This is a genomic window from Pseudoalteromonas sp. SK18, assembly GCF_001974855.1.
Classification (GTDB): Bacteria; Pseudomonadota; Gammaproteobacteria; order Enterobacterales; family Alteromonadaceae; genus Pseudoalteromonas.
The window spans coordinates 40,848-66,544 of the sequence record NZ_MTQB01000009.1; the positions used below are offsets into that span (position 1 = coordinate 40,848).

22 protein-coding genes are annotated in these 25,697 nt (G+C 41.4%); 14 read left to right on the forward strand and 8 right to left on the reverse strand.

The annotated features are described in order from the left end of the window. Positions 1-18: 18 nt before the first annotated feature. The gene (gene ftsY / locus BW139_RS08625; protein WP_076919383.1) at positions 19-2,124 is read right to left on the reverse strand and encodes a signal recognition particle-docking protein FtsY; all 2,106 of its coding nucleotides are present in this window, start codon (positions 2,122-2,124) and stop codon (positions 19-21) included. A 205-nt stretch (positions 2,125-2,329) separates the two neighbouring features. Between ftsY and rsmD the strand changes: the two genes are divergently transcribed. The 13 genes from rsmD (at position 2,330) to BW139_RS08690 (ending at position 17,781) form a co-directional block, all read left to right on the forward strand. Next, positions 2,330-2,935 (forward strand): 16S rRNA (guanine(966)-N(2))-methyltransferase RsmD, encoded by a 606-nt coding sequence (gene rsmD, locus BW139_RS08630; RefSeq protein ID WP_076919384.1) that lies wholly within the window; start codon positions 2,330-2,332, stop codon positions 2,933-2,935. 145 nt (positions 2,936-3,080) lie between these two features. Further along, on the forward strand, positions 3,081-3,296 hold the full coding sequence (rpsU, locus tag BW139_RS08635) for a 30S ribosomal protein S21 (RefSeq protein WP_002957797.1): 216 nt from the start codon (positions 3,081-3,083) through the stop codon (positions 3,294-3,296). 19 nt (positions 3,297-3,315) lie between these two features. After that, a complete protein-coding gene (locus BW139_RS08640; protein WP_008114877.1) occupies positions 3,316-3,762 on the forward strand; it encodes a GatB/YqeY domain-containing protein in 447 nt (148 codons plus the stop codon). A 166-nt stretch (positions 3,763-3,928) separates the two neighbouring features. Next, positions 3,929-5,680, forward strand: coding sequence for a DNA primase (gene dnaG / locus BW139_RS08645; RefSeq protein WP_076919385.1), 1,752 nt, complete (start codon positions 3,929-3,931; stop codon positions 5,678-5,680). Positions 5,681-5,804: 124 nt separating this feature from the next. Beyond that, on the forward strand, positions 5,805-7,649 hold the full coding sequence (rpoD, locus tag BW139_RS08650) for an RNA polymerase sigma factor RpoD (protein WP_008114873.1): 1,845 nt from the start codon (positions 5,805-5,807) through the stop codon (positions 7,647-7,649). Positions 7,650-7,720: 71 nt separating this feature from the next. Further along, positions 7,721-8,602, forward strand: a complete 882-nt coding sequence (prmA, locus tag BW139_RS08655) for a 50S ribosomal protein L11 methyltransferase (RefSeq protein WP_008466387.1) — start codon at positions 7,721-7,723, stop codon at positions 8,600-8,602. Positions 8,603-8,884: 282 nt separating this feature from the next. Continuing rightward, positions 8,885-9,856 (forward strand): tRNA dihydrouridine synthase DusB, encoded by a 972-nt coding sequence (gene dusB, locus BW139_RS08660; RefSeq protein WP_171034673.1) that lies wholly within the window; start codon positions 8,885-8,887, stop codon positions 9,854-9,856. Between the two features lie 19 nt (positions 9,857-9,875). After that, a complete protein-coding gene (gene fis / locus BW139_RS08665) occupies positions 9,876-10,166 on the forward strand; it encodes a DNA-binding transcriptional regulator Fis (RefSeq protein ID WP_002957804.1) in 291 nt (96 codons plus the stop codon). Between the two features lie 332 nt (positions 10,167-10,498). Further along, positions 10,499-12,085 (forward strand): bifunctional phosphoribosylaminoimidazolecarboxamide formyltransferase/IMP cyclohydrolase, encoded by a 1,587-nt coding sequence (gene purH / locus BW139_RS08670; RefSeq protein WP_076919386.1) that lies wholly within the window; start codon positions 10,499-10,501, stop codon positions 12,083-12,085. 109 nt (positions 12,086-12,194) lie between these two features. Next, a complete protein-coding gene (locus BW139_RS08675) occupies positions 12,195-13,013 on the forward strand; it encodes a class I SAM-dependent methyltransferase (protein WP_076919387.1) in 819 nt (272 codons plus the stop codon). Positions 13,014-13,027: 14 nt separating this feature from the next. Beyond that, positions 13,028-14,311, forward strand: coding sequence for a phosphoribosylamine--glycine ligase (gene purD / locus BW139_RS08680; protein ID WP_076919388.1), 1,284 nt, complete (start codon positions 13,028-13,030; stop codon positions 14,309-14,311). 92 nt (positions 14,312-14,403) lie between these two features. Beyond that, on the forward strand, positions 14,404-16,944 hold the full coding sequence (locus BW139_RS08685; RefSeq protein WP_076919389.1) for an EAL domain-containing protein: 2,541 nt from the start codon (positions 14,404-14,406) through the stop codon (positions 16,942-16,944). A 21-nt stretch (positions 16,945-16,965) separates the two neighbouring features. Then, positions 16,966-17,781 (forward strand): DUF2797 domain-containing protein, encoded by an 816-nt coding sequence (locus BW139_RS08690; protein ID WP_010391775.1) that lies wholly within the window; start codon positions 16,966-16,968, stop codon positions 17,779-17,781. Here BW139_RS08690 and BW139_RS08695 read toward each other — a convergent pair. Continuing rightward, positions 17,754-20,282 (reverse strand): EAL domain-containing protein, encoded by a 2,529-nt coding sequence (locus tag BW139_RS08695; protein ID WP_076919390.1) that lies wholly within the window; start codon positions 20,280-20,282, stop codon positions 17,754-17,756. The genes BW139_RS08690 and BW139_RS08695 overlap by 28 nt on opposite strands. A gap of 76 nt (positions 20,283-20,358) precedes the next feature. Between BW139_RS08695 and BW139_RS08700 the strand changes: the two genes are divergently transcribed. Beyond that, entirely contained in the window at positions 20,359-20,658 is a 300-nt protein-coding gene (locus tag BW139_RS08700) for a DUF4144 family protein (RefSeq protein ID WP_008114855.1), read from the forward strand. Here the strand turns inward: BW139_RS08700 and BW139_RS08705 are convergent. The 6 genes from BW139_RS08705 to BW139_RS08730 all read right to left on the reverse strand — a co-directional run bounded on the left by BW139_RS08705 (position 20,638) and on the right by BW139_RS08730 (position 25,676). Beyond that, positions 20,638-21,561 carry a histone deacetylase family protein gene (locus tag BW139_RS08705; RefSeq protein ID WP_008114852.1) on the reverse strand — a complete coding sequence of 308 codons (924 nt, stop codon included), beginning with the start codon at positions 21,559-21,561 and terminating at the stop codon, positions 20,638-20,640. The two genes, BW139_RS08700 and BW139_RS08705, sit on opposite strands and share 21 nt — an antisense overlap. A 103-nt stretch (positions 21,562-21,664) precedes the next feature. Beyond that, on the reverse strand, positions 21,665-23,206 hold the full coding sequence (locus BW139_RS08710) for a serine hydrolase (protein WP_076919391.1): 1,542 nt from the start codon (positions 23,204-23,206) through the stop codon (positions 21,665-21,667). A gap of 28 nt (positions 23,207-23,234) precedes the next feature. Then, positions 23,235-23,729, reverse strand: coding sequence for a gamma-glutamylcyclotransferase family protein (locus BW139_RS08715; protein ID WP_076919392.1), 495 nt, complete (start codon positions 23,727-23,729; stop codon positions 23,235-23,237). Positions 23,730-23,790: 61 nt separating this feature from the next. Continuing rightward, a complete protein-coding gene (locus tag BW139_RS08720; protein ID WP_076919393.1) occupies positions 23,791-24,417 on the reverse strand; it encodes a LysE family translocator in 627 nt (208 codons plus the stop codon). A gap of 2 nt (positions 24,418-24,419) precedes the next feature. Beyond that, on the reverse strand, positions 24,420-25,202 hold the full coding sequence (locus BW139_RS08725; protein WP_076919394.1) for a hypothetical protein: 783 nt from the start codon (positions 25,200-25,202) through the stop codon (positions 24,420-24,422). 3 nt (positions 25,203-25,205) lie between these two features. Beyond that, positions 25,206-25,676, reverse strand: a complete 471-nt coding sequence (locus BW139_RS08730) for a CreA family protein (protein ID WP_076919395.1) — start codon at positions 25,674-25,676, stop codon at positions 25,206-25,208. Between the last annotated feature and the right edge of the window lie 21 nt (positions 25,677-25,697).

Here is a 25,697-nt window from a genome sequence, read left to right on the forward strand (position 1 = left end):
AGGCTCCCTTTTGGTAAATTAAGCGTCGTCCTCATCTTGACTAAATAGCGCGTCAATAAAGTCATCGCTCTTGAAGGTACGTAAATCATCAATACTTTCACCTACGCCAATGTAACGAATAGGAATATTAAACTTATCGGCAACGGCAAAAATAACCCCGCCTTTAGCAGTACCATCGAGTTTTGATAGTGTGATACCCGTTAAACCTACGCATTGATTAAATAAGTTTACTTGGCTAATTGCATTTTGGCCGGTACCAGCATCAATAGTCAGCATCACTTCATGCGGTGCATCAGGGTCTACTTTTTTCATAACACGGGCTATTTTTTCAAGCTCTTGCATTAAGTTATCTTTATTTTGCAAGCGCCCTGCTGTATCAGCAATTAACACATCGACATTACGTGCTTTTGCAGCTTGAAAAGCATCAAATACTACCGATGCACTATCAGCACCTGTATGTTGAGCTATTACCGGAATGCTGTTGCGTTCACCCCATACTTGAAGCTGCTCTACCGCTGCAGCTCTAAAGGTATCACCTGCAGCAAGCATGACCGACTTACCTTGGTTTTGAAATTGTTTGGCCATTTTACCAATGGTGGTGGTTTTACCTACGCCGTTTACACCTACCATAAGGATAACAAAAGGTTTTTTCTCTGCTGGTATTTCTAAAGGCTGCTCTGCTGTTTTGAGCATAGTTGCCATTTCTTGTTTCATAAGCTCATAAAGGGCATCACCATCTTTAAGTTGCTTGCGATCAGCAGTATCAGTCAAGTTATCAATGAGCTTCATGGTGGTATCAACCCCAAGATCAGCTGTAAGTAACTGAGTTTCTAGCTCTTCAAATAACTCGTCATCAATTTTTTTACCGCTAAAAATAGACGAAAAACCAGAGCCAATATTAACGCGAGTTTTAAGTAAACCTTTTTTAAGACGAGAGAAAAAGCCTTCTTTTTTAGGCTGTTCAACTTTTTTTGCATCTTCCTCTGCAAGCTCTGCAGTCAGTCGCTGTTGCTTTAAGCGTTCAGCCTCTTCTTCAGCTGCAATACGCTCTTGCTCTAAACGCTCATTTTCAGCTTGCTCTGCTGCAATGCGCTGTTGCTCTAAACGCTCATTTTCAGCTTGCTCTGCTACAATACGCTGTTGCTCTAAACGCTCATTCTCAGCTTGCTCTGCTGCAATACGCTGTTGTTCTAAGCGCTCATTCTCAGCTTGCTCTGCTGCAATACGCTGTTGCTCTAAACGTTCATTTTCAGCTTGCTCTGCTGCAATGCGCTGTTGCTCTAAACGCTCATTCTCAGCTTGCTCTGCTGCAATACGCTGTTGTTCTAGACGCTCATTTTCAGCTTGCTCTGCTGCAATACGCTGTTGCTCTAAACGTTCATTTTCAGCTTGTTCTGCTGCAATGCGCTGTTGCTCTAAACGCTCATTCTCAGCTTGTTCAGCCGTGATACGTTCTTGCTCTAACAACATTTTCGCTTCTTGTTCAGCTAAACGTTTAGCTTGCTCTTGTCTTTGCTGCTCTGCATCCGCCTGTTGTTTAGCTAATAGCTCAGCGTTAGCTTGTTCAATCGCTTGTTTTTCTGCTGCCACAGCGCGTTGTGCTTGCGCCTGTGTCTCTTGCTCTAAACGTTCAGCTTCTGCTTTTTCAGCTGCTATACGCTCTTGCTCTAACAACATTTGCGCTTCTTGCTCTGCTAAACGTTGAGCTTGCTCTTGTCTTTGCTGCTCGGCATCTGCCTGTTGCTTAGCCAATAGCTCAGCGTTAGCTTGTTCAATCGCTTGTTTTTCTGCTGCCGCAGCGCGTTGTGCTTGCGCCTGTTTTTCTTGCTCTAAACGCTCTGTCTCTGCTTTTTCGGCAGCTATTTGTTGTTCGGCTTTTTCAGCTTGCTCTTGCGCTAAACGTTCTGCTTCAGCTTGTTCAGCTGCAATTCGGGCTTGTTCTAAACGTTCGGCTTCAGCTTCAGCTTGCAAACGCTCTGCCTCGGCTTTCTCTGCTGCTAAGCGCTCCTGTTCGGCTTTTTCTGCCTGCTCGTTTGCCAATGCTTGTTGTTTATCAGCTTCCGCTTGTTTTTTATCTGACTTGCCAAAACCGAGCCACGACATGAATTTACTTTTTTTTGCCATACTTGCTAATAACCACTTATAAAAATCTGATAAACTAACGATAATGATAGCGTGCTTTTAAGCCTAAATAATTGCTTTTTAGCAACACGTTATCCTCGAGGGTGCATAATAGTAACACTTTTAGCGCAGTTGAAAAATGACACGCCATGATATGATTGCAATATTATCTGAGCTAGATCATAGATACCAATTTTTAGTGAGTTAAATGAGAAAAAAAACCACACAAAATAACACCAGCCATAAATCAGCCGATGGCGTTATTAGAATCATTAGCGGCCAATTTCGCGGTCGTAAACTGCCAGTAAAAGATGTCCAAGGCCTGCGTCCTACAACCGACAGAATAAAAGAAACAGTATTTAATTGGTTAATGCACGATACCCGCGATGCACGCACTCTCGATTGCTTTGCCGGTTCCGGTGGTTTAGGATTCGAAGCGCTATCTCGCTTTGCTAAAAACACCACGTTTATAGAACTTGATGCGTTAGCAGCAAAACAACTCATGCAAAATATTGCCACGCTGAATGCGCAAAATGCACAGGTACTCAATACTAATACCTTGACCTTTCTTGAGAGTAAAAACACCAGTGAGGCATTTAATTTAGTTTTTATTGACCCGCCATTTCGTAAAAATTTGGCTCAATCATGCTGTGATTTATTAGAAAATAATCAATGGCTCGACTCTGACGCTCTGATATACGTTGAGGTAGAAACAGAATTAACTTCGTTTAAAGCACCAAGTAACTGGTTGTTAATAAAAGAGAAAAAAGCTGGTCAAGTTTTTTGTAGGCTGTACCAACGCCATATAAATTAACACTGTTTTAGCGGTCGGGTTTCTGTTAATATTATCCTTTACATGTGGTGTTGCTTCGGATTACAATACCGCACCATTTTTGAACCACTTGATCAATGTTTGATCAACTTGAGCAACGCTCATAATTTAGGTAGGTGAATTTTTAATGCCAGTAATTAAAGTAAGAGAGAACGAACCGTTTGACGTAGCACTTCGTCGCTTCAAGCGTTCATGTGAAAAAGCAGGTATCCTTTCAGAAGTTCGTCGTCGCGAGCACTATGAAAAACCAACAGCTGAGCGTAAGCGTAAAAAAGCAGCTGCTGTAAAACGTCACATGAAAAAACTTTCTCGTGATAACGCTCGTCGCGTTAAATTATACTAATATATTAGGTCTTGTATAAATGAGCCTTTTAATAACGCTAAAAGATGCGCAAAAAGATGCGATGAGAGCCAAAGACAAACAACGTCTTAACCCTATTCGTATGGTACTTGCTGCAATCAAGCAACGTGAAATTGACGAGCAAATAACACTAGACGACGCAGGTATTACCTCCGTTATAGTGAAGCTTGTTAAACAACGTCGCGACTCTTACACTCAGTACAAAGATGCTGGGCGTGATGATTTAGCTGAAATTGAAGCCAATGAAATTACAGCACTTGAAGCTTTTTTACCTCAACAACTGAGTGAAGAAGAAATCATTGCTCTCATTGACGCGGCTATTGCTGATACCAACGCAGCAGGTATGCAAGACATGGGTAAAGTAATGGGTATAATCAAAAGCAAAGCCGAAGGTCGTGCCGATATGGGCAAAATCTCAGGTTTAATTAAGCAACGATTAACTGCCTAATACTCCCACATACATTAAGTATGATTGAAGTAAACCGAGCCTTGAGCTCGGTTTCTTCGTTTAGAGATTTAGTACTTCAAAAAATTATGCATTTGTGTTCAAATCTTTGCGTATAATAATTCGTTTTCATCACTTTTCTATTTATCTTAGGGCTGTACTTTAACCAATGGCTGGAAAGATCCCACGCAACTTTATCGATGATTTATTGGCACGAACCGATATTGTCGACCTGATTGACTCAAAGGTAGGGTTGAAAAAAGCGGGCAAAGACTATCAAGCTTGCTGTCCTTTTCACAATGAAAAATCGCCTTCATTTACCGTATCGCAAGATAAACAGTTTTATCATTGCTTTGGCTGTGGCGCTAACGGCAACGCTATTTCTTTTGTTATGGAGTATGACAAACTCGAGTTTGTTGATGCAATTGAAGAACTAGCCAGTTTACTTAACCTTGATGTTCCTCGCGAGCAAGGAAGCAGTAATGGACCAGAGCGCACAGCGGCACAAAAACGTTCAGACTACGATTTAATGCTCCATGCAGCACGCTTTTATCAGCATCAGCTAAAACATCACAGTAACTCTGAAGCGGTAATCGATTACGTTAAAGGTCGCGGCTTAAGTGGCGCAACAGTAAAAAAGTTTATGATGGGTTATGCGCCCAGCGAGTGGGAAGGCCTCTGCCAACAACTCGGGCGAAACCAAGAACAAAAAGAGCAATTAGTTGAGCTAAAACTCGCATCAGAGAAAACCCCAGGTAAACAGTTCGACTTTTTCCGTGATCGCTTAATGTTCCCTATTCGTGATAAACGCGGTCGCGTTATTGCTTTTGGTGGGCGAGTAATGCAAGCGGATCAAGGGCCTAAATATTTAAACTCTCCGGAGACGCGCATATTTCATAAGGGCTTTGAACTCTATGGGCTTTATGAAGCTAAACAAGCGCACAAAAAGCTTGACCATGTACTGATTGTAGAAGGTTACATGGACGTAGTCGCGCTGGCAGAACAAGGTATTGAATATGCCGTAGCAGCCCTTGGCACAGCGACAACTAGCGAGCATATGCACACTTTATTTAGAACCACTGACAAAGTTATTTGTTGCTACGATGGTGACCGTGCAGGTAAAGATGCTGCGTGGCGTGCACTGGAAAATGCACTTCCTTACTTAAACGATGGTAAAGCACTGCATTTTGTATTTTTACCCGATGGTGAAGACCCTGATTCACTTGTACAACAAGAAGGTAAAGAGGCTTTTGAGCAGCGCCTTGAAAACGCCGATGACTTCACTAAAGTGCTGTTTAATAAACTAAGTAAAGAGATTGATTTAACGCTTGATTCCGGTAAAGCTAAGCTACTTAGTGCAGCATTGCCATTAATTGAAAAGATCCCAAGTGAGTTCTATCAAGAAAATATCCTAGAGCAGTTAGGCCGATTAATTGGTCGCACCCGTGAGCAACTTAATAATCACTTAAAAACGCCAAAACAACAGCAAGCAATTGAACGCAAATTTAAAATTACCCCCATGCGCCAAGCGATAGGTATTTTAATTCAGCATCCTAATTTGGCGAAAAGCGTGCCCTACTTGCCTGATTTAGCACAAATGAATATAGCGGGTATTGGCTTATTATTGCGCCTGCAACATCAAGCATTACAAAAAGATGGCATTACCACTGCACAAATTCTCGAATCATTTAGAGATACTGATGACTATGAGCCACTAACTAAGTTAGCGACATGGCAACATCAAATAAATGAAGAGCGTTTAGAAACTGTTTTTCAAAATACTTTTAAATTTATTGAAGATCAGTGTTTAAATTATCGACTAGAGACCCTATTAATAAAAGATAAGACACAGGGCTTAAATAGCGATGAACGACTAGAATGTCATTTGCTAATGACAGCGTTAAAAACGACTAACGGCTAGTCAGATTTGATTTAGGCTGTTATACTGTGCTATTCACTGCGTCACATTATTCTGGTTAGCCTTTGAGCAAACTCCATGATGGCGCCTGTTGTATCAACTTATCAGAGTGGAAGAAACAATCTCTATGGATCCAACTCCTCAGTCACAATTAAAACTTCTGATTCAAAAAGGTAAAGAGCAAGGTTACTTAACTTTTGCAGAAGTTAATGATCACCTTCCACAAGATATTATCGACTCAGATCAAGTAGAAGATATCATTAGCATGATTAATGACATGGGTATCAAGGTTAGCGAAAACGCGCCTGATGCTGATGAATTAATGATGCAAGAAACCACGACAGACGAAGACGCAGCGGAAGCTGCCGCTGCAGCCCTTGCTACTGTAGAAAAAGAAATTGGCCGTACAACTGACCCTGTTCGCATGTACATGCGTGAAATGGGTACTGTTGAGCTTCTTACCCGTGAAGGCGAAATCGTTATCGCTAAACGTATTGAAGAAGGCATTAACCAAGTACAAATTTCGGTTGCTGAATACCCAGAAGCGATCACTTACCTACTTGAACAGTGGGATAAGTTTGAAGCAGAAGAGATGCGTCTTAGCGACATTATCTCTGGCTTTTTCGATCCTGATGCAGACGAAGCACCACCGATTGCTGCCACTAACATTGGTTCTGAATTAAGCGAAAAACAGCTTGATGACAGCGACGATGATGACGATGACAGCGATGATGAAGACGAAGAAGAAGTAGATACAGGGCCAGATCCTGAAGAAGCGCGCATCCATTTCGAAAACTTACGTGATTTATACACTAAAGCACGTGAAACATTCGATAAAAAAGGTCGCTCTCACCCAGAATCTCAAGCCGCTATTTTAGAAATCGGTGAGTTGTTCAGAACCTTCAAACTTGTGCCTAAACAATTTGATCGCATGGTTAATAACATGCGTGAAATGATGGACCGAGTTCGCGTTCAAGAACGTCTTATCATGAAGCATGCAGTACAAGTTTCAAAGCTTCCAAAGAAAACCTTTGTTAAGCATTTTGCAAACAACGAAACTGACACAGCATGGCTTGATATTGAAATTGCAGCCAACGAAAAGCATTCAGCTAAACTTGAAGAAGTGAAGCCTGAAATACTTCGTTGTATTAGCAAACTTACTTCAATGGAAGAAAGCACTGGCTTAAGCATTGAACGTATTAAAGATATAAACCGTCGCATGAGTATTGGTGAAGCGAAAGCGCGCCGTGCTAAAAAAGAGATGGTAGAAGCGAACTTACGTCTTGTAATTTCAATCGCTAAAAAATACACCAACCGTGGCTTACAGTTCTTAGATTTAATCCAAGAAGGTAACATTGGTCTGATGAAAGCGGTTGATAAGTTTGAATACCGTCGTGGTTATAAGTTTTCTACTTATGCTACGTGGTGGATCCGCCAAGCAATTACGCGCTCTATTGCTGACCAAGCAAGAACAATCCGTATTCCAGTACATATGATTGAAACGATCAATAAATTGAACCGTATTTCACGTCAAATGTTACAAGAAATGGGTCGTGAGCCAAATCCAGAAGAATTAGCTGAACGCATGATGATGCCTGAGGATAAAATCCGCAAGGTACTTAAGATTGCAAAAGAGCCAATTTCAATGGAAACACCGATTGGTGATGATGAAGATTCGCACTTAGGCGACTTCATCGAAGATACGACTATTGATTCGCCTATCGATTCGGCAACAATGGAGTCTCTTCGTGGCGCAACTAACGATGTGCTAGCTGGCTTAACAGCCCGTGAAGCGAAAGTATTACGTATGCGTTTTGGTATTGATATGAATACCGACCACACGTTAGAAGAAGTAGGTAAGCAATTTGACGTAACACGTGAGCGTATTCGTCAAATCGAAGCGAAGGCACTGCGTAAGTTACGTCACCCTTCTCGCTCTGATTTACTGAAAAGCTTTTTAGACGCTAAGTAATCTAGCGTTACATTATGAGTTAACTTAAAAGGCCGCTGTAGCGGCCTTTTTTCTATTTCAAGGAAATAAACATGGCCTGGATCCAAATCCGTATCAATGCCAATGCTGCAACTGCTGATGCCGTCAGTGACCTATTAATGGAAGCTGGTAGTGCTTCAGTCACCTTTATTGATGCAAAAGACACCCCTATTTATGAGCCTAAAATTGGCACTGTCGTTTTTTGGGCTGACACCACAGTAATTGGCCTGTTCGAAGCTAATCATGATATGAACGCCGTGGTTGCGCTATTAAAGCGCCATGATGAACTAAAAGACAATTTAGTTTACAAAATTGAGCAACTCGAAGACAAAGACTGGGAACGTGAATGGATGGATAATTTCCACCCCATTCAATTTGGCGAAAAACTCTGGATTTGCCCTAGCTGGCGCGATATTCCAGACCCTGACGCAGTCAATGTACTGCTTGATCCAGGCCTTGCATTTGGAACTGGCACACACGCCACCACCGCGCTGTGTTTAAAGTGGCTTGAAAGCCAAGACTTAACTGGTAAGACGGTAGTCGATTTTGGCTGTGGCTCAGGCATATTAGGCATTGCAGCAATTAAATTAGGTGCTGAGCGCATGATTGGGATAGATATAGACCCACAAGCCCTAGAAGCAAGCCTAGATAACGCTAATCGTAATGGCGTTGCTGACAAGCTTGAAGTTTACCTTCCAGAAAACCAGCCTGAGTTTACTGCTGACATTGTAGTGGCAAATATTTTAGCGCAACCACTGCGTGAGCTTCATAGTGTTATTTTAGGATTATTAAAGCCAGGCGGTAAAATTGCCATGTCTGGCATTTTAGAAGAACAAGCACAATCGGTTGCCGATATATACGCGCCCTTTATTGAACTCGATGAAATTGCCATTGAAGGTGATTGGACCCGAGTCAGTGGCACTAAAAAAGCGTAATAGTACGTTTTTAAAAAATTTAGAGTATTAACTCAAAAGTCGTATCTAGAGCCTGTATTTAACAGGCTTTACTATTTTTTTACATAATAAAAAATAAAAATTTTTTATTATAAAAACAACGACCGTTCAAAATTCACACAAATAAACCGCTCCGTCATACGGTTATCAAATGTCAATACGAAAAGAGCAAAAAAAAGTCACTTTTGTTCAATTTATAGCCTTTGATTTTTGCGCAAAAAGCCGTAAACTTAGCGCCCCTTGAAAAGAGGCCTATTGAATATCGTGCGTATCGGTTCATACCAACTTGAGAATAATGTCATTGTCGCGCCTATGGCGGGCATAACAGACAGACCATTTAGACAGCTATGTCGTCGTTTAGGCGCTGGCCTTGCTGTGTCTGAAATGCTGTCGTCGAATCCGAAGGTTTGGAAAACCGAAAAGTCGATGAACCGAATGGATCATTCTGGTGAGTCGGGTATACGTGCGGTGCAAATTGCAGGAGCAGACCCTGAGCTTATGGCACAGGCCGCACAATTCAATGTTGCAAACGGTGCACAGATCATAGATATCAATATGGGGTGCCCAGCAAAAAAAGTGAACAAGAAACTTGCAGGCTCAGCCTTATTACAGTTTCCAGAACTCGTGGAAGAGATTATTGATGCCGTCGTTAATGCGGTTGATATACCTGTGACACTTAAAATCCGTACTGGATGGGATCAGGACAACCGTAATGGTGTAGAGATTGCAAGAATAGCTGAACGTTATGGCATTGCATCACTGGCTGTACATGGGCGCACGCGCGCATGTATGTATAAAGGTGATGCTGAGTACGCCACTATTAGGGATATAAAACGTTCAGTGTCGATACCTGTGGTTGCTAATGGTGATATTACATCACCAGAAAAAGCAAAACAGGTTTTGGACTATACGGGTGCAGATGCCATTATGATTGGTCGAGCCGCCCAAGGTCGCCCTTGGATATTTAGGGAGATAGACCACTATTTGCGAACTGGTGAACATATGCAGCCACCTGCTATAGCAGAGGTGCGCAGTATTTTAATGGAGCATTTAACTAACCTCCATATGTTTTACGGTGAGCCAATGGGAGCACGAATCGCTCGCAAACATGTATCTTGGTATTTGCAAACCCATGACAGTGACGGTCAGTTTAGGCGAGTATTTAATGCGCTCGACAATTCAGAGGCACAGGTCGTCGCATTAGAGCAATACTTTAAAACACTAGCAGCTAACTAAGAAAGAAAGAGACTTTATAATGTTCGAACAAAACGTGACTTCTCCATTTATCACTAACCCTCATGTTCAGTCACACGAGAAACCGCAGCCATTGCGTGATGCAGTAAAAAAAGCTGTTCACCACTACTTAAAGCAGCTTAACGGTCAAGATGTGCAAGACGTTTACGACCTTGTTCTTTCTGAGCTAGAAGCGCCATTGCTTGAAGAAGTAATGACTTACACACGTGGTAACCAAACTCGTGCGGCAATTTTACTAGGTATCAACCGTGGTACTTTACGTAAAAAGCTTAAAAAATACGGTATGAACTGATACCAGCTATATTGAAACCGTAATCATTCTAACGAGCTAAATAAGCCCCTAACTGCGTTAAAAATTTTTTATGTAGAATAACTACACAGCAAAATTTTTGCCTTGTTATTGACTTATTTATCTGTCGTTATAATTGCTTACTAATCCAATACAACTGGTATAAAGTATTTTGAGTAGAAAGCACCTTAGGGTGCTTTTTTTATATGCAAAATTTATTAACGAAATTGCAAAATGCTCACGCTTTATGGGTCGTTATAAGTCGTTTTTTGAGTCGGAATCAGTTAAAATACGCGCTTCTAAGCTAGCTCATTAACTGAGGAAATCAAACTACAATGGATACACATCGTCCTATACGTCGCGCACTTTTGAGTGTGTCAGACAAAACCGGTATTGTTGAATTTGCCCGTGCACTAGAAGCACAAGGTGTTGAAATACTTTCAACTGGCGGCACATGTAAACTACTTGCTGATAATGCTATCAAAGTGACTGAAGTATCAGATCACACCGGTCACCCTGAGATCATGGATGGTCGCGTAAAAACACTTCACCCAAAAATTCATGGCGGTATCCTTGCTCGTCGTGGCCAAGATGAAGACGTAATGGCAGATAACAACATTGCTGCTATCGACATCGTTGTAGTTAACTTATACCCCTTTGCGAATACTGTCGCTCAAGAAAACTGCAGCCTTGAAGATGCCATTGAAAACATCGATATTGGTGGACCAACTATGGTGCGTGCCGCCGCTAAAAATCACAAAGATGTGACGATTGTTGTTAACGCAAGCGACTACGACCGTGTTATCAGCGAAATGCAAAATAATAACGGCTCAACCACTTACAAAACCCGCTTTGATTTAGCTATTGCCGCCTATGAGCACACAGCGCAATACGACGGTATGATTGCTAACTACTTCGGTAAAATGGTGCCTGATTACACAGATGAAGCCGCTATCGATACTAAGTTCCCGCGTACTATCAATATGCAATTCACTAAAAAGCAAGATATGCGTTACGGTGAAAATTCGCATCAAGATGCCGCGTTTTATGTTGAAAACGACATCACTGAAGCGTCTGTGGCGACAGCGACTCAGCTACAAGGTAAAGCATTATCGTTTAACAATATTGCCGATACCGATGCCGCACTTGAGTGTGTTAAAGAATTTGATGTACCTGCGTGTGTTATTGTAAAACATGCTAACCCATGTGGTGTTTCAATTGGCGACAATATCTTAGAAGCATACGATCGTGCTTTTAAAACTGACCCAACATCAGCGTTTGGCGGCATTATTGCTTTTAACCAAGAACTTGATGCAAAAACTGCACAAGCGATTGTTGAACGTCAATTTGTTGAAGTTATTATCGCACCAAGTGTAAGTGCAGAAGCGGCTGAAATAGTCTCGGCTAAGCAAAATGTTCGCTTATTAGAGTGTGGTGAGTTTTCAGCTAAAGGCACAGGCCATGATATTAAACGCGTTAATGGCGGTGTTCTAATTCAAGACCGTGATTTAGGTATGGTAACGCAAGGCGACTTAACGGTCGTGTCTAAGCGCCAGCCTTCTGAGCAAGAACTTAAAGATTTATTATTTTGCTGGAAAGTCGCTAAATTTGTAAAATCAAATGCCATTGTTTATGCCCGAGACGGTATGACTATTGGTGTAGGCGCAGGCCAAATGAGCCGCGTTTACTCAGCTAAAATCGCCGGTATTAAAGCCGCCGATGAAAACCTTGAAGTAAAAGGTTCGGTAATGGCATCAGATGCATTTTTCCCATTCCGTGATGGTATTGATGCTGCAGCCGCTGCAGGCATTACCGCGGTTATTCAACCGGGTGGTTCAATGCGCGATGAAGAAGTAATTGCCGCCGCTGATGAAGCCGGTATGGCAATGGTGTTTACGGGTATGCGCCATTTCCGCCATTAATCGCTTAAAGAGCTAACTACTTTAGTTAGCTCTTTTTGTTTGCATCAAATTCACGTATTCTGCTTATTCTATAACCATGACTAACAATTATAATGTGAAGGATTAGACGATGAAATTTGCACTAAAATCTCTACTGGTTGCCACGCTGTCATTAAGCTCAACAATGGCATTGGCACACAACCACGGCCACGAATCAGCATTAACAAATGCAGTTAAAGCAAGCGAGCGCAGCAGTGAGCGCGATCAATACCGCAATCCTGTAGAAACTCTGGAGTTTTTTGGCTTTAAACCAACAATGACTGTAGTAGAAATTGCGCCTGGCGGTGGTTGGTATAGTGAAATTTTAGCGCCAGCACTAAAAGAGCGAGGCACTTATTATGCCGCGCATTTTCCTGCTGATTCATCGGTAGGTTACTACCAACGCTCTCTTGCTGGTTTTAAAGCTAAAATCGCTGAAGATGCCCGCTTTAGTAACGTTAAACTCACTGAGTTTGCTCCTTCTACTCATTTAGATATTGCCCCTGCAAATAGCGCCGATATGGTACTTACTTTTCGCAATGTCCATAACTGGTTCATGAGTAAAGACAAAGACGCAGCAAGCAATGCATTTAAGTCTTTTTATACAGCACTTAAACCCGGCGGCACTTTAGGTGTAGTTGAACATCGCCTTCCTGAAGAACAAGCCGATGAAATGCAAAAGTCATCAGGTTATATGAAGCAAAGTGTGGTTATTGCACTTGCTGAACAAGCAGGTTTTGAACTTGAAGCAAAAAGCGATATTAATGCAAACCCTCTTGATACAGCCGATCACCCTAAAGGGGTATGGACCCTTCCACCGAGCCTTAGACTTGGCGAGCAAGATGCCGCTAAATATAAAGCCATAGGTGAAAGCGACCGTATGACGCTGAAATTTAAAAAACCGCTTTAAATAGGATATTCGCCATGAATGTATTAGTCATTGGCAGCGGCGGCCGCGAACACGCACTTGCGTTTAAGGCCGCTCAAAATACAAAAGTAAACACTGTTTATGTTGCACCAGGTAATGCCGGCACAGCCCTTGAGCCAAAACTTGAGAACGTAGCAATTAACGTTGAAGACCTTGATGGGCTACTTAGCTTTGCACAACAAAATAACGTTGAGCTAACCATTGTTGGTCCAGAAGTGCCACTAGTATTAGGGGTTGTTGATAAGTTTCGTGAACACGGCTTAGCTATTTTTGGCCCAACAGCCGGTGCAGCCCAGCTTGAAGGGTCTAAATCGTTCACTAAAGACTTTTTAGCACGTCATTCCATCCCAACCGCTGATTACCAAACGTTTGAACAAATCGACCCTGCGCTTGCCTACTTAAAAGAGAAAGGCGCACCGATTGTTATAAAAGCTGACGGTTTAGCTGCAGGTAAAGGCGTTATTGTCGCAATGACACATCAGGAAGCTGAAGACGCTATTCGCGATATGCTTGCGGGTAATGCCTTTGGTGAAGCTGGCAGCCGCGTTGTCATCGAAGAGTTTTTAGAAGGTGAAGAAGCGTCGTTTATTGTAATGGTTGATGGTGAAAACGTACTGCCATTTGCAACTAGCCAAGATCATAAACGTGCTTACAATGGCGATGCTGGCCCAAATACTGGTGGTATGGGTGCATACTCACCAGCGCCTGTAGTTACGGATGAAATTCATCAACGCATTATGAATGAAGTGATTTACCCAACGGTAGAAGGTATGGCTAATGAAGGCCATCCGTACACTGGCTTTTTGTATGCAGGCTTAATGATAGATGACACCGGCACACCAAAAGTGATTGAATATAACTGTCGTTTTGGCGACCCTGAAACACAACCTATGATGCTTCGCTTACAATCAGATTTAGTTGAACTAATTGAAGCTGCCAACCGTGTAGAACTTGATAAAACCACCATTGAGTTTGATTCACGTGCTGCTGTAGGTGTTGTTTTAGCTGCCAAAGGTTACCCAGATAACTACCCGAAAGGCGATGCAATAAGTGGCCTAAAAGTAACCTACCCTGAAGGCGAAAAAGTCTTCCATGCAGGGACTAAGCAAGACGGCAATAATGTAGTAACTGCCGGTGGTAGAGTATTATGTGCAACGGCACTGGGTAATAGCGTTACCGAAGCGCAGCAGCGCGCTTACAAACTGATTGATGAAATCAGCTGGGATGGCATGGAATACCGTACAGATATAGCCTATCGTGCAATTGCTCGTGAACAATAATTATTGAGTTTTACTCATTAAACTTTATAAGCGCAGATTATCTGCGCTTTTTACTGCTACACTATAAAAAACAATCAGGGCATAGATTAATATTGGATTTTAAAACCTTGCGCTATCATGCGATAGCGGTCGTGATACTTATTTTTATTTTTTTTATTATCAGCACATTGTCATCAAACTTTGTGATGCCCTCTCGCTATACTATAGATAAAATCACCCCTGTTTACCTCGATCATGCTTATTACATAGATGAAACCAAGACACAAAACTTCGCAGAAGTAATGAGTACACAAACGCAGTTTACACAGCAAGAATTTAACGATATTCCTTGGAGCTTTAAACAGCAAAATTATTGGTTACGCCTTGATTTAGAAAATAAAAGTAGCCAACAAGAAGATGTGGTGGCGCATTTTGATAACCCAATGGTGGATCATCTCACCATATACCGACTTAATAATAATAACCAGCTACTCGATACTTATAAGCTTGGCGACAAAGAGCCGCGGCTGACTCTGTTTGAATACAGTGTACCCCATATTCGTTTTAAGCTTGATGGTCAATCTACGCAACGCCTCATTATAAAAATAGATACCGTGGGGATCAGTAAAACCCCAATTCACTTATATCGCCATACCGTATTTGTTGATTTGATGCGCTCTCAAACGGGCATTTGGGGAATTTTTGTTGGCGTGCTGTTAATGGCTTCACTGTATAACCTATTACTTTATTTTGGTATTAAAGACCGCGTATATTTGGTTTATATTGGCTACATTATTAGCGCTATTGCATTAATGGGCACCGTTCTGGGATTTGGTTTTTATTTATGGCCGCTGCAATGGCAATTATTTATTCACGAAAAAGTAATTGTAGCGAATTACGCCATTGCATTTTTTACCCTTGCTTTTTGCACACTGTTTTTGCGTTATCACAAAGATGGTTGTTGGCGTTATAAATTGAGCATCTGCTTATTAAGGCTAATGCTAGTGCTTGCTATATTGAGTTTTTTTATTCCTGAAAATATAGCAGCACCGATATTTTTTGTGATTTTAGGATCGCTCTATATCGTCTGCTTCATTTTAATTTATAACAAATTAAGAAGTGGTTTTCGCTGGGCTAAGTTTTACGTGTTTTCGTGGGTGCCACTGATCATTGGCGCTGCGATACAACCCTTAGAACTGACAGGCGTTATTTCCTATAGTTTTTCAATACGCCATGCATTTTTGATTGCCATTTTGTGTGAAATTGTCTTAATGGCAATGGCACTTGCCGATCGGATTCGTTATCAGCGTGAGCAAGCGCTGTACCATGCAACACATACTCAGCAAACCAAGCTACTCAATAGTGCAAAGTTAAAATATGCCTTTATGGCACTCAAAGCACAACAGCGCTCTACCACTTTATGTTTAGTGAAAATACGTCACTTTAATTCTCTAAATACTATTATTACCCCTTCGCAAGGGTATGAGCTCATTAAACATGTTGCTCAGGAGTTAGAACGCCAATTGAGCTTTGAACGAGAGTTCTCTCAGCTCAACAGTGGCATTAATCAGCCTGCTAAAATTGCTGATTTAGGCAGTGGCGTATTTGCCTGTATTTCCACTAAAAATCAGAGTCAGCATACACTTGAAGAGTTATTGAAACAGATCTTAAATAAATTACCAAAAACGTATCAAATTAAAGGTTTAGACCTACAACTTAATTACAGTGTTGGCATTAGTGGTTATGGTAAACGTGATGACTTTGAGTTTTGGTTAAAGCGAGGCTATTTAGCATTACACGATGCTAAACATAGCCTAACTAAGGTCAGCTCATCATCTGCTAATAATAACCTAGCAATGGACGTATCGCTTGCTGCCAAGCTACAGCAAGCCATAAGAGAAGATCAGCTTGCGCTTTATTATCAACCACAAGTGAGCTTAGAGGAGTCCAGTATCAATGGCGCTGAAGCACTATTACGTTGGCCTAACGCGGAATTTAAAAATATTTCGATAGAAAAGCTGATTATGCTCGCTGAGCACACCGGCATTATTAATAAGCTAACCCTTTGGGTTATTGAGCAAGCCTGTAAAGACATTGCAAGGCTGGCAAACGATGGCATCAAAAATCACAGTGTTAGTGTGAATTTAAGTGCAAAAAATTTAGCCATCGCAAATTTAACGGAAAAAGTAGAGAATATTTTAATTAAGTATCAGGTCGCACCTCATTTATTAAAGTTTGAGCTGACTGAATCTGCTTTTGTCGAAAACCAAGATGCGTTAGTCACCTTAGTGGATGAACTGGCCACTTTAGGCGTTAAAGTAGTGCTAGATGACTTTGGTACAGGTTATTCATCGCTTAGCTACTTAGTTAACTATCATTTTAGCGAACTTAAAGTAGATAAGTCGTTCGTGTTTGATTTAACTGATAACCGTGCACATCAGGTTATTGTGCAAACAGCCATAGATATGGCACATAATCTGGGCCTAACTATCACGATTGAGGGCGTAGAGACTCAAGAGGTTCATCAGCTACTTACAAAAATGAACGCCGACCGAACTCAAGGCTACCTGTATGCCAAAGCACTCTCTTATGATAATTATTTAGACTTCTTAAAAAGCCAATACAGCCTAAAAATGTTAAACTCCCCTTTTTAACATCTTTGGGGCCAAGAAAAGATGCAAGGTACACTGCGTAAATTAAAGTCGAGCTTAACAGAGCCGGTTCAATACCACCTACCTATAGGTGATGAACTGGTTGATTTAAATGCCTTAATTGGCAAACAGCTGACCCTTACTTTTAGTGGCACAATTTTGTGCTCTAACTGTGGTAAAAAAACCAAAAAGAGCTACTCTCAAGGGCATTGCTTTGTGTGTATGCGCAAACTTGCCAGTTGCGATATGTGTATCATGAAACCGGAAACCTGCCATTACGACCAAGGCACCTGCCGCGAGCCAGAGTGGGGCGAAGAAAATTGCATGATCCCGCATTATGTTTACCTAGCAAATACCTCAGGATTAAAAGTAGGTATTACTCGCCATACACAAATTCCTACCCGTTGGATTGACCAAGGGGCAACCCAAGCCTTACCTATTTTTAAAGTGCAGACTCGTTTGCAATCGGGCTTAGTTGAAGTAGCGCTGGCACAATTTATTGCTGATAAAACCAATTGGCGTAATATGCTTAAAGGACAAAACGACACGCTTGATTTAAAAGCAGCAGCCGCCGAACTTATTCCACAAATAAGCGAAAAGCTTACAGAGCTGAGTGAGCTGTTTGGCGCAACCGCCATTGAACAACTTGATGAAGACGTAGTAAACCTTGATTTTCCAGTTAGTGAATACCCAACTAAAATTAGCTCATTTAACTTTGATAAAAACCCTGTTGTTAGCGGTATTTTACAAGGTATAAAAGGTCAGTACTTAATTTTTGATAGTGGTGTGATTAATATTCGAAAATTCACCTCTTATGAAGTGAGTGTAGACTCAGAATAACCATTTGCTGCTTGGTTATAAAATGCTATCCATTGCTGTCGTGTTAATGGATAGCAATAATGGTAACCCTGAATAATATTGCAGCCTATTGTTGCTAAGTGTGCCTCTTGAGAGGCATGCTCTACCCCCTCAGCAACCACATCCAATCCTAAACTTGTCGCCATGGCTATAATCGCCGCAACAATTTGGCTATTGCCGTATTCATCAGGAATTTTCGCAATAAAGCTGGCATCTATTTTTAACGTATTAAAAGGCAATTTGGTTAAATAACTTAACGCCGAATACCCGGTGCCGAAATCATCAAGCGCGATATGTACACCTAACGCTTTAAGCTGTTGTAATTGTTCTTTTGCCTGTAAAAAAGAGCCTATAAAGCTACTTTCTGTCAGCTCTATTTCAAGTAAACTTCCTGGTAATTGATAGTGAGTAAGCATCGCTTTAATATTATCAGCCAACTTACCTTGGCTTAGGTGGCAAGCAGATACATTAATCGCTAAACGCCCAGGATTCATTCCTTTTGCTTGCCAAAGAGTTAACTCTTTACCGGCTTGGTTAATAACCCATAAATCGAGACGTACAACTAAACCTAACTCTTCAGCGAGTGGAATAAACTGCGCTGGTGAAATGGTGCCTAAATTAGGGTCATGCCAACGCAGTAATGCTTCAGCCCCCATAATCGCCCCTGTTTTTAAACACTTTTTAGGCTGAAAATAAAGCTCAAACTCATCATTTTCGAGTGCATGTTGAAAGCGGCTCATCATCGCTAAGCGCTCTAGAGAGCGTGCATTCATTGAGGGTTGAAACAACTGAAACGAATTACGCCCTACATCTTTTGAGCGATACATGGCAATATCAGCATGCTTTAATAATGTTTCACTGTCCAAGCCATCGTCGGGATAAACGGCAGCCCCTATAGAGGCGGTAACACCCACTTCAAATCCTTCCAATTTGAAGGGGGTATTTAAGTGATTTAAAATCCCTTCTGCAAGTCTGATAACAGCTGCTACGTTTTCAACCTCACACAATACAATAAACTCATCACCCCCTAATCGCGCCAGTGTATCTCCCTCATTAAGAGTGTTAATAATGCGCTCAGAGACTAATTTTAATAAGGTATCACCGGCGTTATGGCCTAAGCTGTCGTTTACCTCTTTAAAACGGTCTAGGTCAATAAACATTACCGCTAGCATTTGTTTATCTCTGTGAGCAGAGGCCAGTGCCATAGAGAGTCTATCGTTAAATAAGCGCCGGTTAGGTAAGCCAGTTAGCTCATCAAAATACGCGAGCTGCACCACTTTTTCTTCTGCACTTTTTCGCTCTGTTATGTCACTAAAAATAGCGGCATAAATCACATCACTATGACTTGGCTCTTTTATCTCTATAATACTGAGCCATTCAATATAAATATCGCCAGATTTTTTACGATTATGAATTTCCCCCTGCCATACCCCTGTTTTGGTCAGTGAATCCCACATTTTTATGTAAAAGTTTTTATCATGACGCCCTGAACTCAACATATTTGGCCGCTTACCTATCACCTCATATTCTTTGTAACCGGTTAAATGGGTAAATGCAGGATTTACTTGCATAATCACCCCATTCGAGTCGGTGATCATGATGCCATCTAGAGAGGAGTCGATAATTTTATTGGCTAAAAATAAATTACGCTGTGAGTGCTGCAGTGCAATATCACGCTGCTGAAGTACCTTTTCAAGCTCACAACAATAAGCGGTTTCAATTTCATTAATTAGGTTTTCAAGAGACAATACACCATTAATTTGATTATTTTCGCTTACCACTAAATGCCGAATATTACTTTCAGACATTAACCTGTAAGCATCAAAAAGGCTGTCTTGAGGGCTTATTTTATAAAGAGGACGGCTCGCTAAATCCCAACAAACAAGATGGTTATGCTGCTCGGTGATGAGCTTTAGTAAATCACGTTGGGTAATAATGCCATGGACATTTTCATCTTCATTAAAGACTAAAATCACTTTTTCAGCGTATTCGCGCATTAAGTTAACCGCGTCATTAATTGCTAATGAACTGGGGACGACTCTTATTTTTTTATTATACTGATCGTTTATCGGCCTAAATTGCAGGTAATGCTCTAATCCTTGATTACTCACAATATCAGTAATACTGATCACCCCACTTGGGTTATCGTTGGCATCGGTTACTAGTAAATGCTTAACCCCGTGCTTATTAAATACCATCGCGGTGTCGGTTAATAATTGTTGGCTGGGTACACTTAATACTGGGCTCGACATCACATTCTCAATCATTACCTGTCTTAGTGTCTGATCAGAAAAGTTAAGCGTTAAGCAATCTGTTTCAGTCCATACCCCCACTATTTGCTGCTGATATTTAACAAAAATAGCGCTAACATTGTGCGCACGCATTAGTTTCACCGCTTCAATTAAAGGGGTATCCTTAGTGCAAGCGATCACCTTATTGGTAAAAACATCGCATACTTTTTGATAGCGGCTAGTGTGAGGCATTGCTTCTACTTCCAAAATTAAACCAATGCACGATTATAAATTATTCAGTAAATGACAATTTGATTTAGGACAATATATGAGCATCAGTTACCCATTAATTATTATTTATAATAATGAGATTGAGCTATTAGAGTATGCCGATGAGTTACATGACTTTATTTATACTCTGGACGTGAATGAGCAGCAAAACGTGGTTATTTTAGATAAGGTAAGTGGCTATCAAGGTTTAAATGGTGATGCACATAAGGCACTCAGTGCAATACAATTAGCCCAATTGGTAAAAGAATATTTAGCAAAAGAAGGACAATGTTGTCTCAGTAAAATAGAGCAGGTTACTCCTGAACAGGCATTTAGGTTACTCGCCGAAATCAACTAAGGCTTTAACGTGTGCAATTGCGCTGCGCCCGAGGGCAGACAGTGAGTATCCTCCCTCTAAATAAGAGATAATACCTAAGCAATCATGTTGTTGGCTAAATTGCGCTAATTGCTCAGTAAGCCATATATAATCACTTTCAACAAACTTTAAACTGGCCATATCATCTTCAAGGTGCGCATCAAACCCTGCGCTTATAAAAAGTAGCTCAGGCTTAAATTCTGTTAATTTTGGCAACCACTGCTGCTCATAAAGCGCTTTTAAATCAGTACCATCACTAGCTATAGGCAAAGGTGAATTTACCAGTGTGGCGTTATTTTTAATGGCGGTATTTGGATAAAATGGATATTGAAATAACGAGCACAGCAACACATTTTCATCATCCATAAAAATATCTTGCGTGCCATTGCCATGGTGCACATCAAAATCGATAATGGCAATGCGTTTCACCCCTTTGCTTTGTGCATATTTAACCGCAATCGCAAGGTTGTTAAACACACAAAAACCAGAAGAGCTGTCGCGATTAGCGTGATGCCCTGGCGGGCGCACTGAGCAAAACGCGGCATCCAATTTACCCTCTAAAATCTCATCAACAGCGAGTAACCCAGCTCCTACTGCACGCTCAATGGCTTTCAGTGAATCGGGGCACAACCAGGTATCGCCGTCCAAATCGCTAAGCCCTTCGATTGGGATCATACTTTCTACATGCTTAATGTGTTGCTCACTATGCGCTAATAAATAGTGCTCACGCGAGGCCTTAGGCGCTTGTTTTTGCTCAATAGCGACATCCAGTCCACTTGCAAGTAAACGGTCGTTAATGGCATCCAAACGCTCAGGGCACTCTGGATGATCGTCAATCATTTTATGTTTACGACAGTGGGGGTGAGAAATAATCGCAGTGCGCATAGCTAACTCCAAAGATAAGTTGCTTGACAAGTATAACAAAGCCACCTGAGGGTGGCTTTGCGACTTTGGTTGATACTAAACGACTATATAACCAAGGTTCAGGTTATTTAGCTTTTAAGTCGAGATTTCTAAAATCAAAGCTAAAATCGGTCAACTGCGTTGAAACTGCATTCATTTTCGCTGATTCTACGCGGTTATCTGCACTCATAGAAAAACGAATGAAGGCATCTGCTTCTAATAGTTTTTCATCCCATTTAACAATAAAGGTATTACCTGTGTAATGCTCCAACTCACCTTTGAGGCGCTTTGTGTGGGTAAAATCAATGCGTAATTTACCAGCTAGATCTTCTATAATGACATCGCCATACCAATCATCATGCAACGTACCGGTGTAATTAATCGCTGGTAATGCTGGCTGAATATCTGTTGGTACTGATGGAGCCGCGTTAGCATAAGCTTTTTCTTTACCTGCAAAATGCTTTTTAGCTAAATCTTCAACCCAGTCTTTATCTTCAAGCTCTAGTACATCTTCAAGTACCTCATGGGTCACCGCCGATAACGCAGAAAACGCTTGTTGGTTGCTTAATATCACAATCCCCACGTTTTTCTCTGGCAAAAGAGTAACCTGCGATACCATACCTAAAATACCACCACCATGTGCCAGCTTCTTAACGCCATGGTAATCTTCTATACTCCAACCTAACCCATAACCTCTAAATTGCTGATGGTACGCTTCATAAGCACTTTTAGATGCCAGTGAGGTAATATGTGGGTGCCACATTTGTGCTTGTTGTTTTTCGCTAAACAGCTGCTCGCCATTAGGCATTTTACCACCAGCAAGTTGAGTACGTAGCCATTGGCTCATATCATTTACGCTTGATGCAATGGCTCCTGCCCCTCTAAAATCTTCAAGGTAATTAACAAAAAAGGGATGTAATTTACCGTCCATTGGGATATGCCCAATTGCCCAGTTTTTGTTATTTTTAGCGATACGCGAAAAGCCAGCCCGTGAGTTGCTCATATTGAGCGGCTGTAAAATATTTTTTTCAATGTAGTCGTTCCAGCTCATCCCCGATATACGCGCAACAACTTCACCAGCGGTAACAAACATTAGGTTGTTGTAAGCATATTGGCTACGAAAACTGCTCGTAGGTTTTAAATATTTCAGCCCAGATAAAATATCGGCTACCGATTTATCTGTACTTGGCCAAATCATTAAATCGCCTTGACCAAGCCCTAAACCGCTACGATGACTAAGTAAATCGCGTATGCGCATTTCACGAGTAACGTATGGGTCGTACAATCTAAATTCAGGAAGATGGTCAATTACGCGGTCATCCCAGCTTAACTTGCCTTCATCCACCAGCTTAGCCAATGCTGCACTGGTAAATGCTTTGGTATTTGAAGCAATGCCAAATAAAGTGTCTTTATTCACCTTGCTATTAGTATTGAGGTTGGCAACACCAAAGCCTTTAGCGAATACGACTTTGTCATTTTCAACAATAGCAACGGCCATCCCGGGTACATCAAACCGTGCCATTGAGGTATTGATCACCTCTGCTATTTTATCGGTATCAACCGCTGCAGAACTTGTAAATGCCCAGCCTGCAAGCAATGCGGCTGCAGCCAATTTTGTGAGTTTCATAGTGTTACCTTAGGTTATTATTATTTGTTTAATCTTGATGAACTGCAAATTCTATGTCGGCGCGCGCTTTATTCGTATCTTGCTTACTCGGGTAAGCTAAAATGCGTTGACTATAATGCTCTGGCACACCGGCCTCAAGCGCACCACGGTATACATGCTGCACGTACCAGTCATAAGGTAGCAGTGTGTCGTCATGTGTGTTTGCTATGTAACAGTGCACATTAATGTCATCGTCATCTAAAAGGCTCACGGTTAAATCAACACAGTCGTAATTAGGGCCTTCAATTTTATCTAAGATCTCTTTTTCGGCCTCATTAAGCTGATACACCACCCCATATACCAGAGCATCGGGTTCGTTGGTGGGCACAATAGTGCATTTACCTGAACCATCAGCAAAGGCCATATTAAAGGTTAACTTATAGCCTTTTAAAAGCGCCGTACCCACACGTTTTGCATTAGGTAAACGTGCCAATAAACGATTAGATGACATATTGGAGCCAAACGAAAAATTATATAACGCCATACTATTCCTTAGGGTCAATTGACCTTTCAAGATCAAATTTGCAAAGGTCAACAGACCTCTGTTAAATAACAACTCGCACAGCCAGTGCGATTAAAATAATGCCAATGCCGCGATCGAACCAATAACCACTTTGTTGAAAAAAGTTACGCACCCGTGCTTTTGATAACAATAGCGACAAAATAGAAAACCAAGCCCAAGTAGCAAGCGCCATATAAACACCATACCCCACTTGCACTATTACCGGTGTGGTTGGACTAATCACTAAGGTAAACAGCGACATAAAAAATAGTGTAGCCTTAGGGTTTAATGCGTTGGTAAAAAAACCACGGCGAAACGCATGCCATGATGACTCAGCGGCAAGACTGGGTTTTATCTGCTCATTATTGGCGGTATTTGAAGGTTTGCCAGCGCGCAGCGCCTGCACACCTAAATACGCTAAATAAGCACCGGCTATATATTTAAGTGCCATAAACAACGAAGACGATTGAGTTAAAACCAGCGCGACTCCCAACACGCAATAAGCTATGTGTAATAAAATAGCTGCGCCTACACCTGCACTGGTCCATAGCGCATTATGCCTTCCATATTGTACGCTTTGCTTAAGTACCACAGCAAAATCGGGCCCGGGGCTGGCCACTGCAAAAAAGTGAGCAATGGCAATTAATAAAAACTCATCAATATAGGCCATGGTTAACTGGCTTGCTCTGGCGCAAAAGCCAATAATAATGGGTTAGCCGATTGGTTAACCAGCGTTTTTATTTCTTTTTGCGCTTTTTTAAACTGACCTCTTAAATGCGGTTTTAAATGTTTTTTAGAGTGTTTATCTTGCTTAAAATAGCTTACTAAAGCATGCATAAATACAGTATGGGTTTCACTGAGCGTGGCTTCGCGGTTTGCATATGGGTTGTAACATGAGCCACAACCACCCTTAAACTGGTACACAGTATTGCTCATCATCACCCCAAAACCTAAAAAACACGCTAAAGCATCCGTTGCTTGAGGTAAGTACGCTTTACCACCTGGGGGTAATACACCTACATGATGAATTAAAATGGTAGCAAGAGTACCTGCAAAGCTAGCTACTAAATCTTGTGGCTGATTGATTTGGTTTGGGTTAAACGACACATTAATTGTATGGCTTGGTGGCACCATTAAATGGCAGTGCTCACCACGTAGATGCTCACTAAATTCAAAATGTGGAAACACCTGAGGTTGTAATTGTTGTGGTGCAACAAGTGTTATCGGCCATTCACTCATACCAGCATAATGTTTAACACGCGCAAACACTTTACTGGCCATTTCTTCAATGCTTGAAACCGAATCAGGAAAAAACTCGACCGTTGGTAAAATAATTTGGCTATGCTTAGTAAAAAAATTCAGGTCAAAGTTTTCTGCAGCCCAAATAAAGGTATCAACTAGCCACTGTTGTTCTTGTTCTGCCAATAAGGGCTTTGATTTAAATAGGGTTAACATAAACTACTCTTGCCCCTGGGCCCATTGCCATGCTTGTGTATTGTATAAAGGCACCGTAGAAAGCGCGTGATGATGACTACCCGTAGATTCTTTCGTTGAGTACGATAAATACAATAACGTATGGGTTTTAGCATCATAAATGCGACGAACTTTTAACGACTTAAACAAAATACTCTTAGATGATTTAAACACGACTTCACCCGACTTACTACGGTCAATAGACTGTAATTGGTCTGCGGTAATTGGCCCTGTTTGACGACAAGCAATCGACATATCTGAAGGATCTGAAAAATCTAAATTAGCCTCAATGTGACTAATATGACAAGTAACCCCTGTAACAAGCGGGTCTTGCTGTGAGTTAACCACCACATCTTTAGTGGTAAACAGCCCTAAACTCACTGAAGCAACATCATCAGAACACCCTGTAAACCCTGCTAAACACGCAATTAGACTACCCATTTTGAGATACTTCATAGCAAGTCCTTCGTTCATAAT

Bases quoted from the DNA above. Each gene is read 5' to 3' on its own strand.
- ftsY (WP_076919383.1), bottom strand. From the start codon at position 2,124: ATGGCAAAAAAAAGTAAATTCATGTCGTGGCTCGGTTTTGGCAAGTCA.
- rsmD (WP_076919384.1), top strand. From the start codon at position 2,330: ATGAGAAAAAAAACCACACAAAATAACACCAGCCATAAATCAGCCGAT.
- rpsU (WP_002957797.1), top strand. From the start codon at position 3,081: ATGCCAGTAATTAAAGTAAGAGAGAACGAACCGTTTGACGTAGCACTT.
- BW139_RS08640 (WP_008114877.1), top strand. From the start codon at position 3,316: ATGAGCCTTTTAATAACGCTAAAAGATGCGCAAAAAGATGCGATGAGA.
- dnaG (WP_076919385.1), top strand. From the start codon at position 3,929: ATGGCTGGAAAGATCCCACGCAACTTTATCGATGATTTATTGGCACGA.
- rpoD (WP_008114873.1), top strand. From the start codon at position 5,805: ATGGATCCAACTCCTCAGTCACAATTAAAACTTCTGATTCAAAAAGGT.
- prmA (WP_008466387.1), top strand. From the start codon at position 7,721: ATGGCCTGGATCCAAATCCGTATCAATGCCAATGCTGCAACTGCTGAT.
- fis (WP_002957804.1), top strand. From the start codon at position 9,876: ATGTTCGAACAAAACGTGACTTCTCCATTTATCACTAACCCTCATGTT.
- purH (WP_076919386.1), top strand. From the start codon at position 10,499: ATGGATACACATCGTCCTATACGTCGCGCACTTTTGAGTGTGTCAGAC.
- BW139_RS08675 (WP_076919387.1), top strand. From the start codon at position 12,195: ATGAAATTTGCACTAAAATCTCTACTGGTTGCCACGCTGTCATTAAGC.
- purD (WP_076919388.1), top strand. From the start codon at position 13,028: ATGAATGTATTAGTCATTGGCAGCGGCGGCCGCGAACACGCACTTGCG.
- BW139_RS08690 (WP_010391775.1), top strand. From the start codon at position 16,966: ATGCAAGGTACACTGCGTAAATTAAAGTCGAGCTTAACAGAGCCGGTT.
- BW139_RS08695 (WP_076919390.1), bottom strand. From the start codon at position 20,282: ATGCCTCACACTAGCCGCTATCAAAAAGTATGCGATGTTTTTACCAAT.
- BW139_RS08700 (WP_008114855.1), top strand. From the start codon at position 20,359: ATGAGCATCAGTTACCCATTAATTATTATTTATAATAATGAGATTGAG.
- BW139_RS08705 (WP_008114852.1), bottom strand. From the start codon at position 21,561: ATGCGCACTGCGATTATTTCTCACCCCCACTGTCGTAAACATAAAATG.
- BW139_RS08710 (WP_076919391.1), bottom strand. From the start codon at position 23,206: ATGAAACTCACAAAATTGGCTGCAGCCGCATTGCTTGCAGGCTGGGCA.
- BW139_RS08715 (WP_076919392.1), bottom strand. From the start codon at position 23,729: ATGGCGTTATATAATTTTTCGTTTGGCTCCAATATGTCATCTAATCGT.
- BW139_RS08720 (WP_076919393.1), bottom strand. From the start codon at position 24,417: ATGGCCTATATTGATGAGTTTTTATTAATTGCCATTGCTCACTTTTTT.
- BW139_RS08725 (WP_076919394.1), bottom strand. From the start codon at position 25,202: ATGTTAACCCTATTTAAATCAAAGCCCTTATTGGCAGAACAAGAACAA.
- BW139_RS08730 (WP_076919395.1), bottom strand. From the start codon at position 25,676: ATGAAGTATCTCAAAATGGGTAGTCTAATTGCGTGTTTAGCAGGGTTT.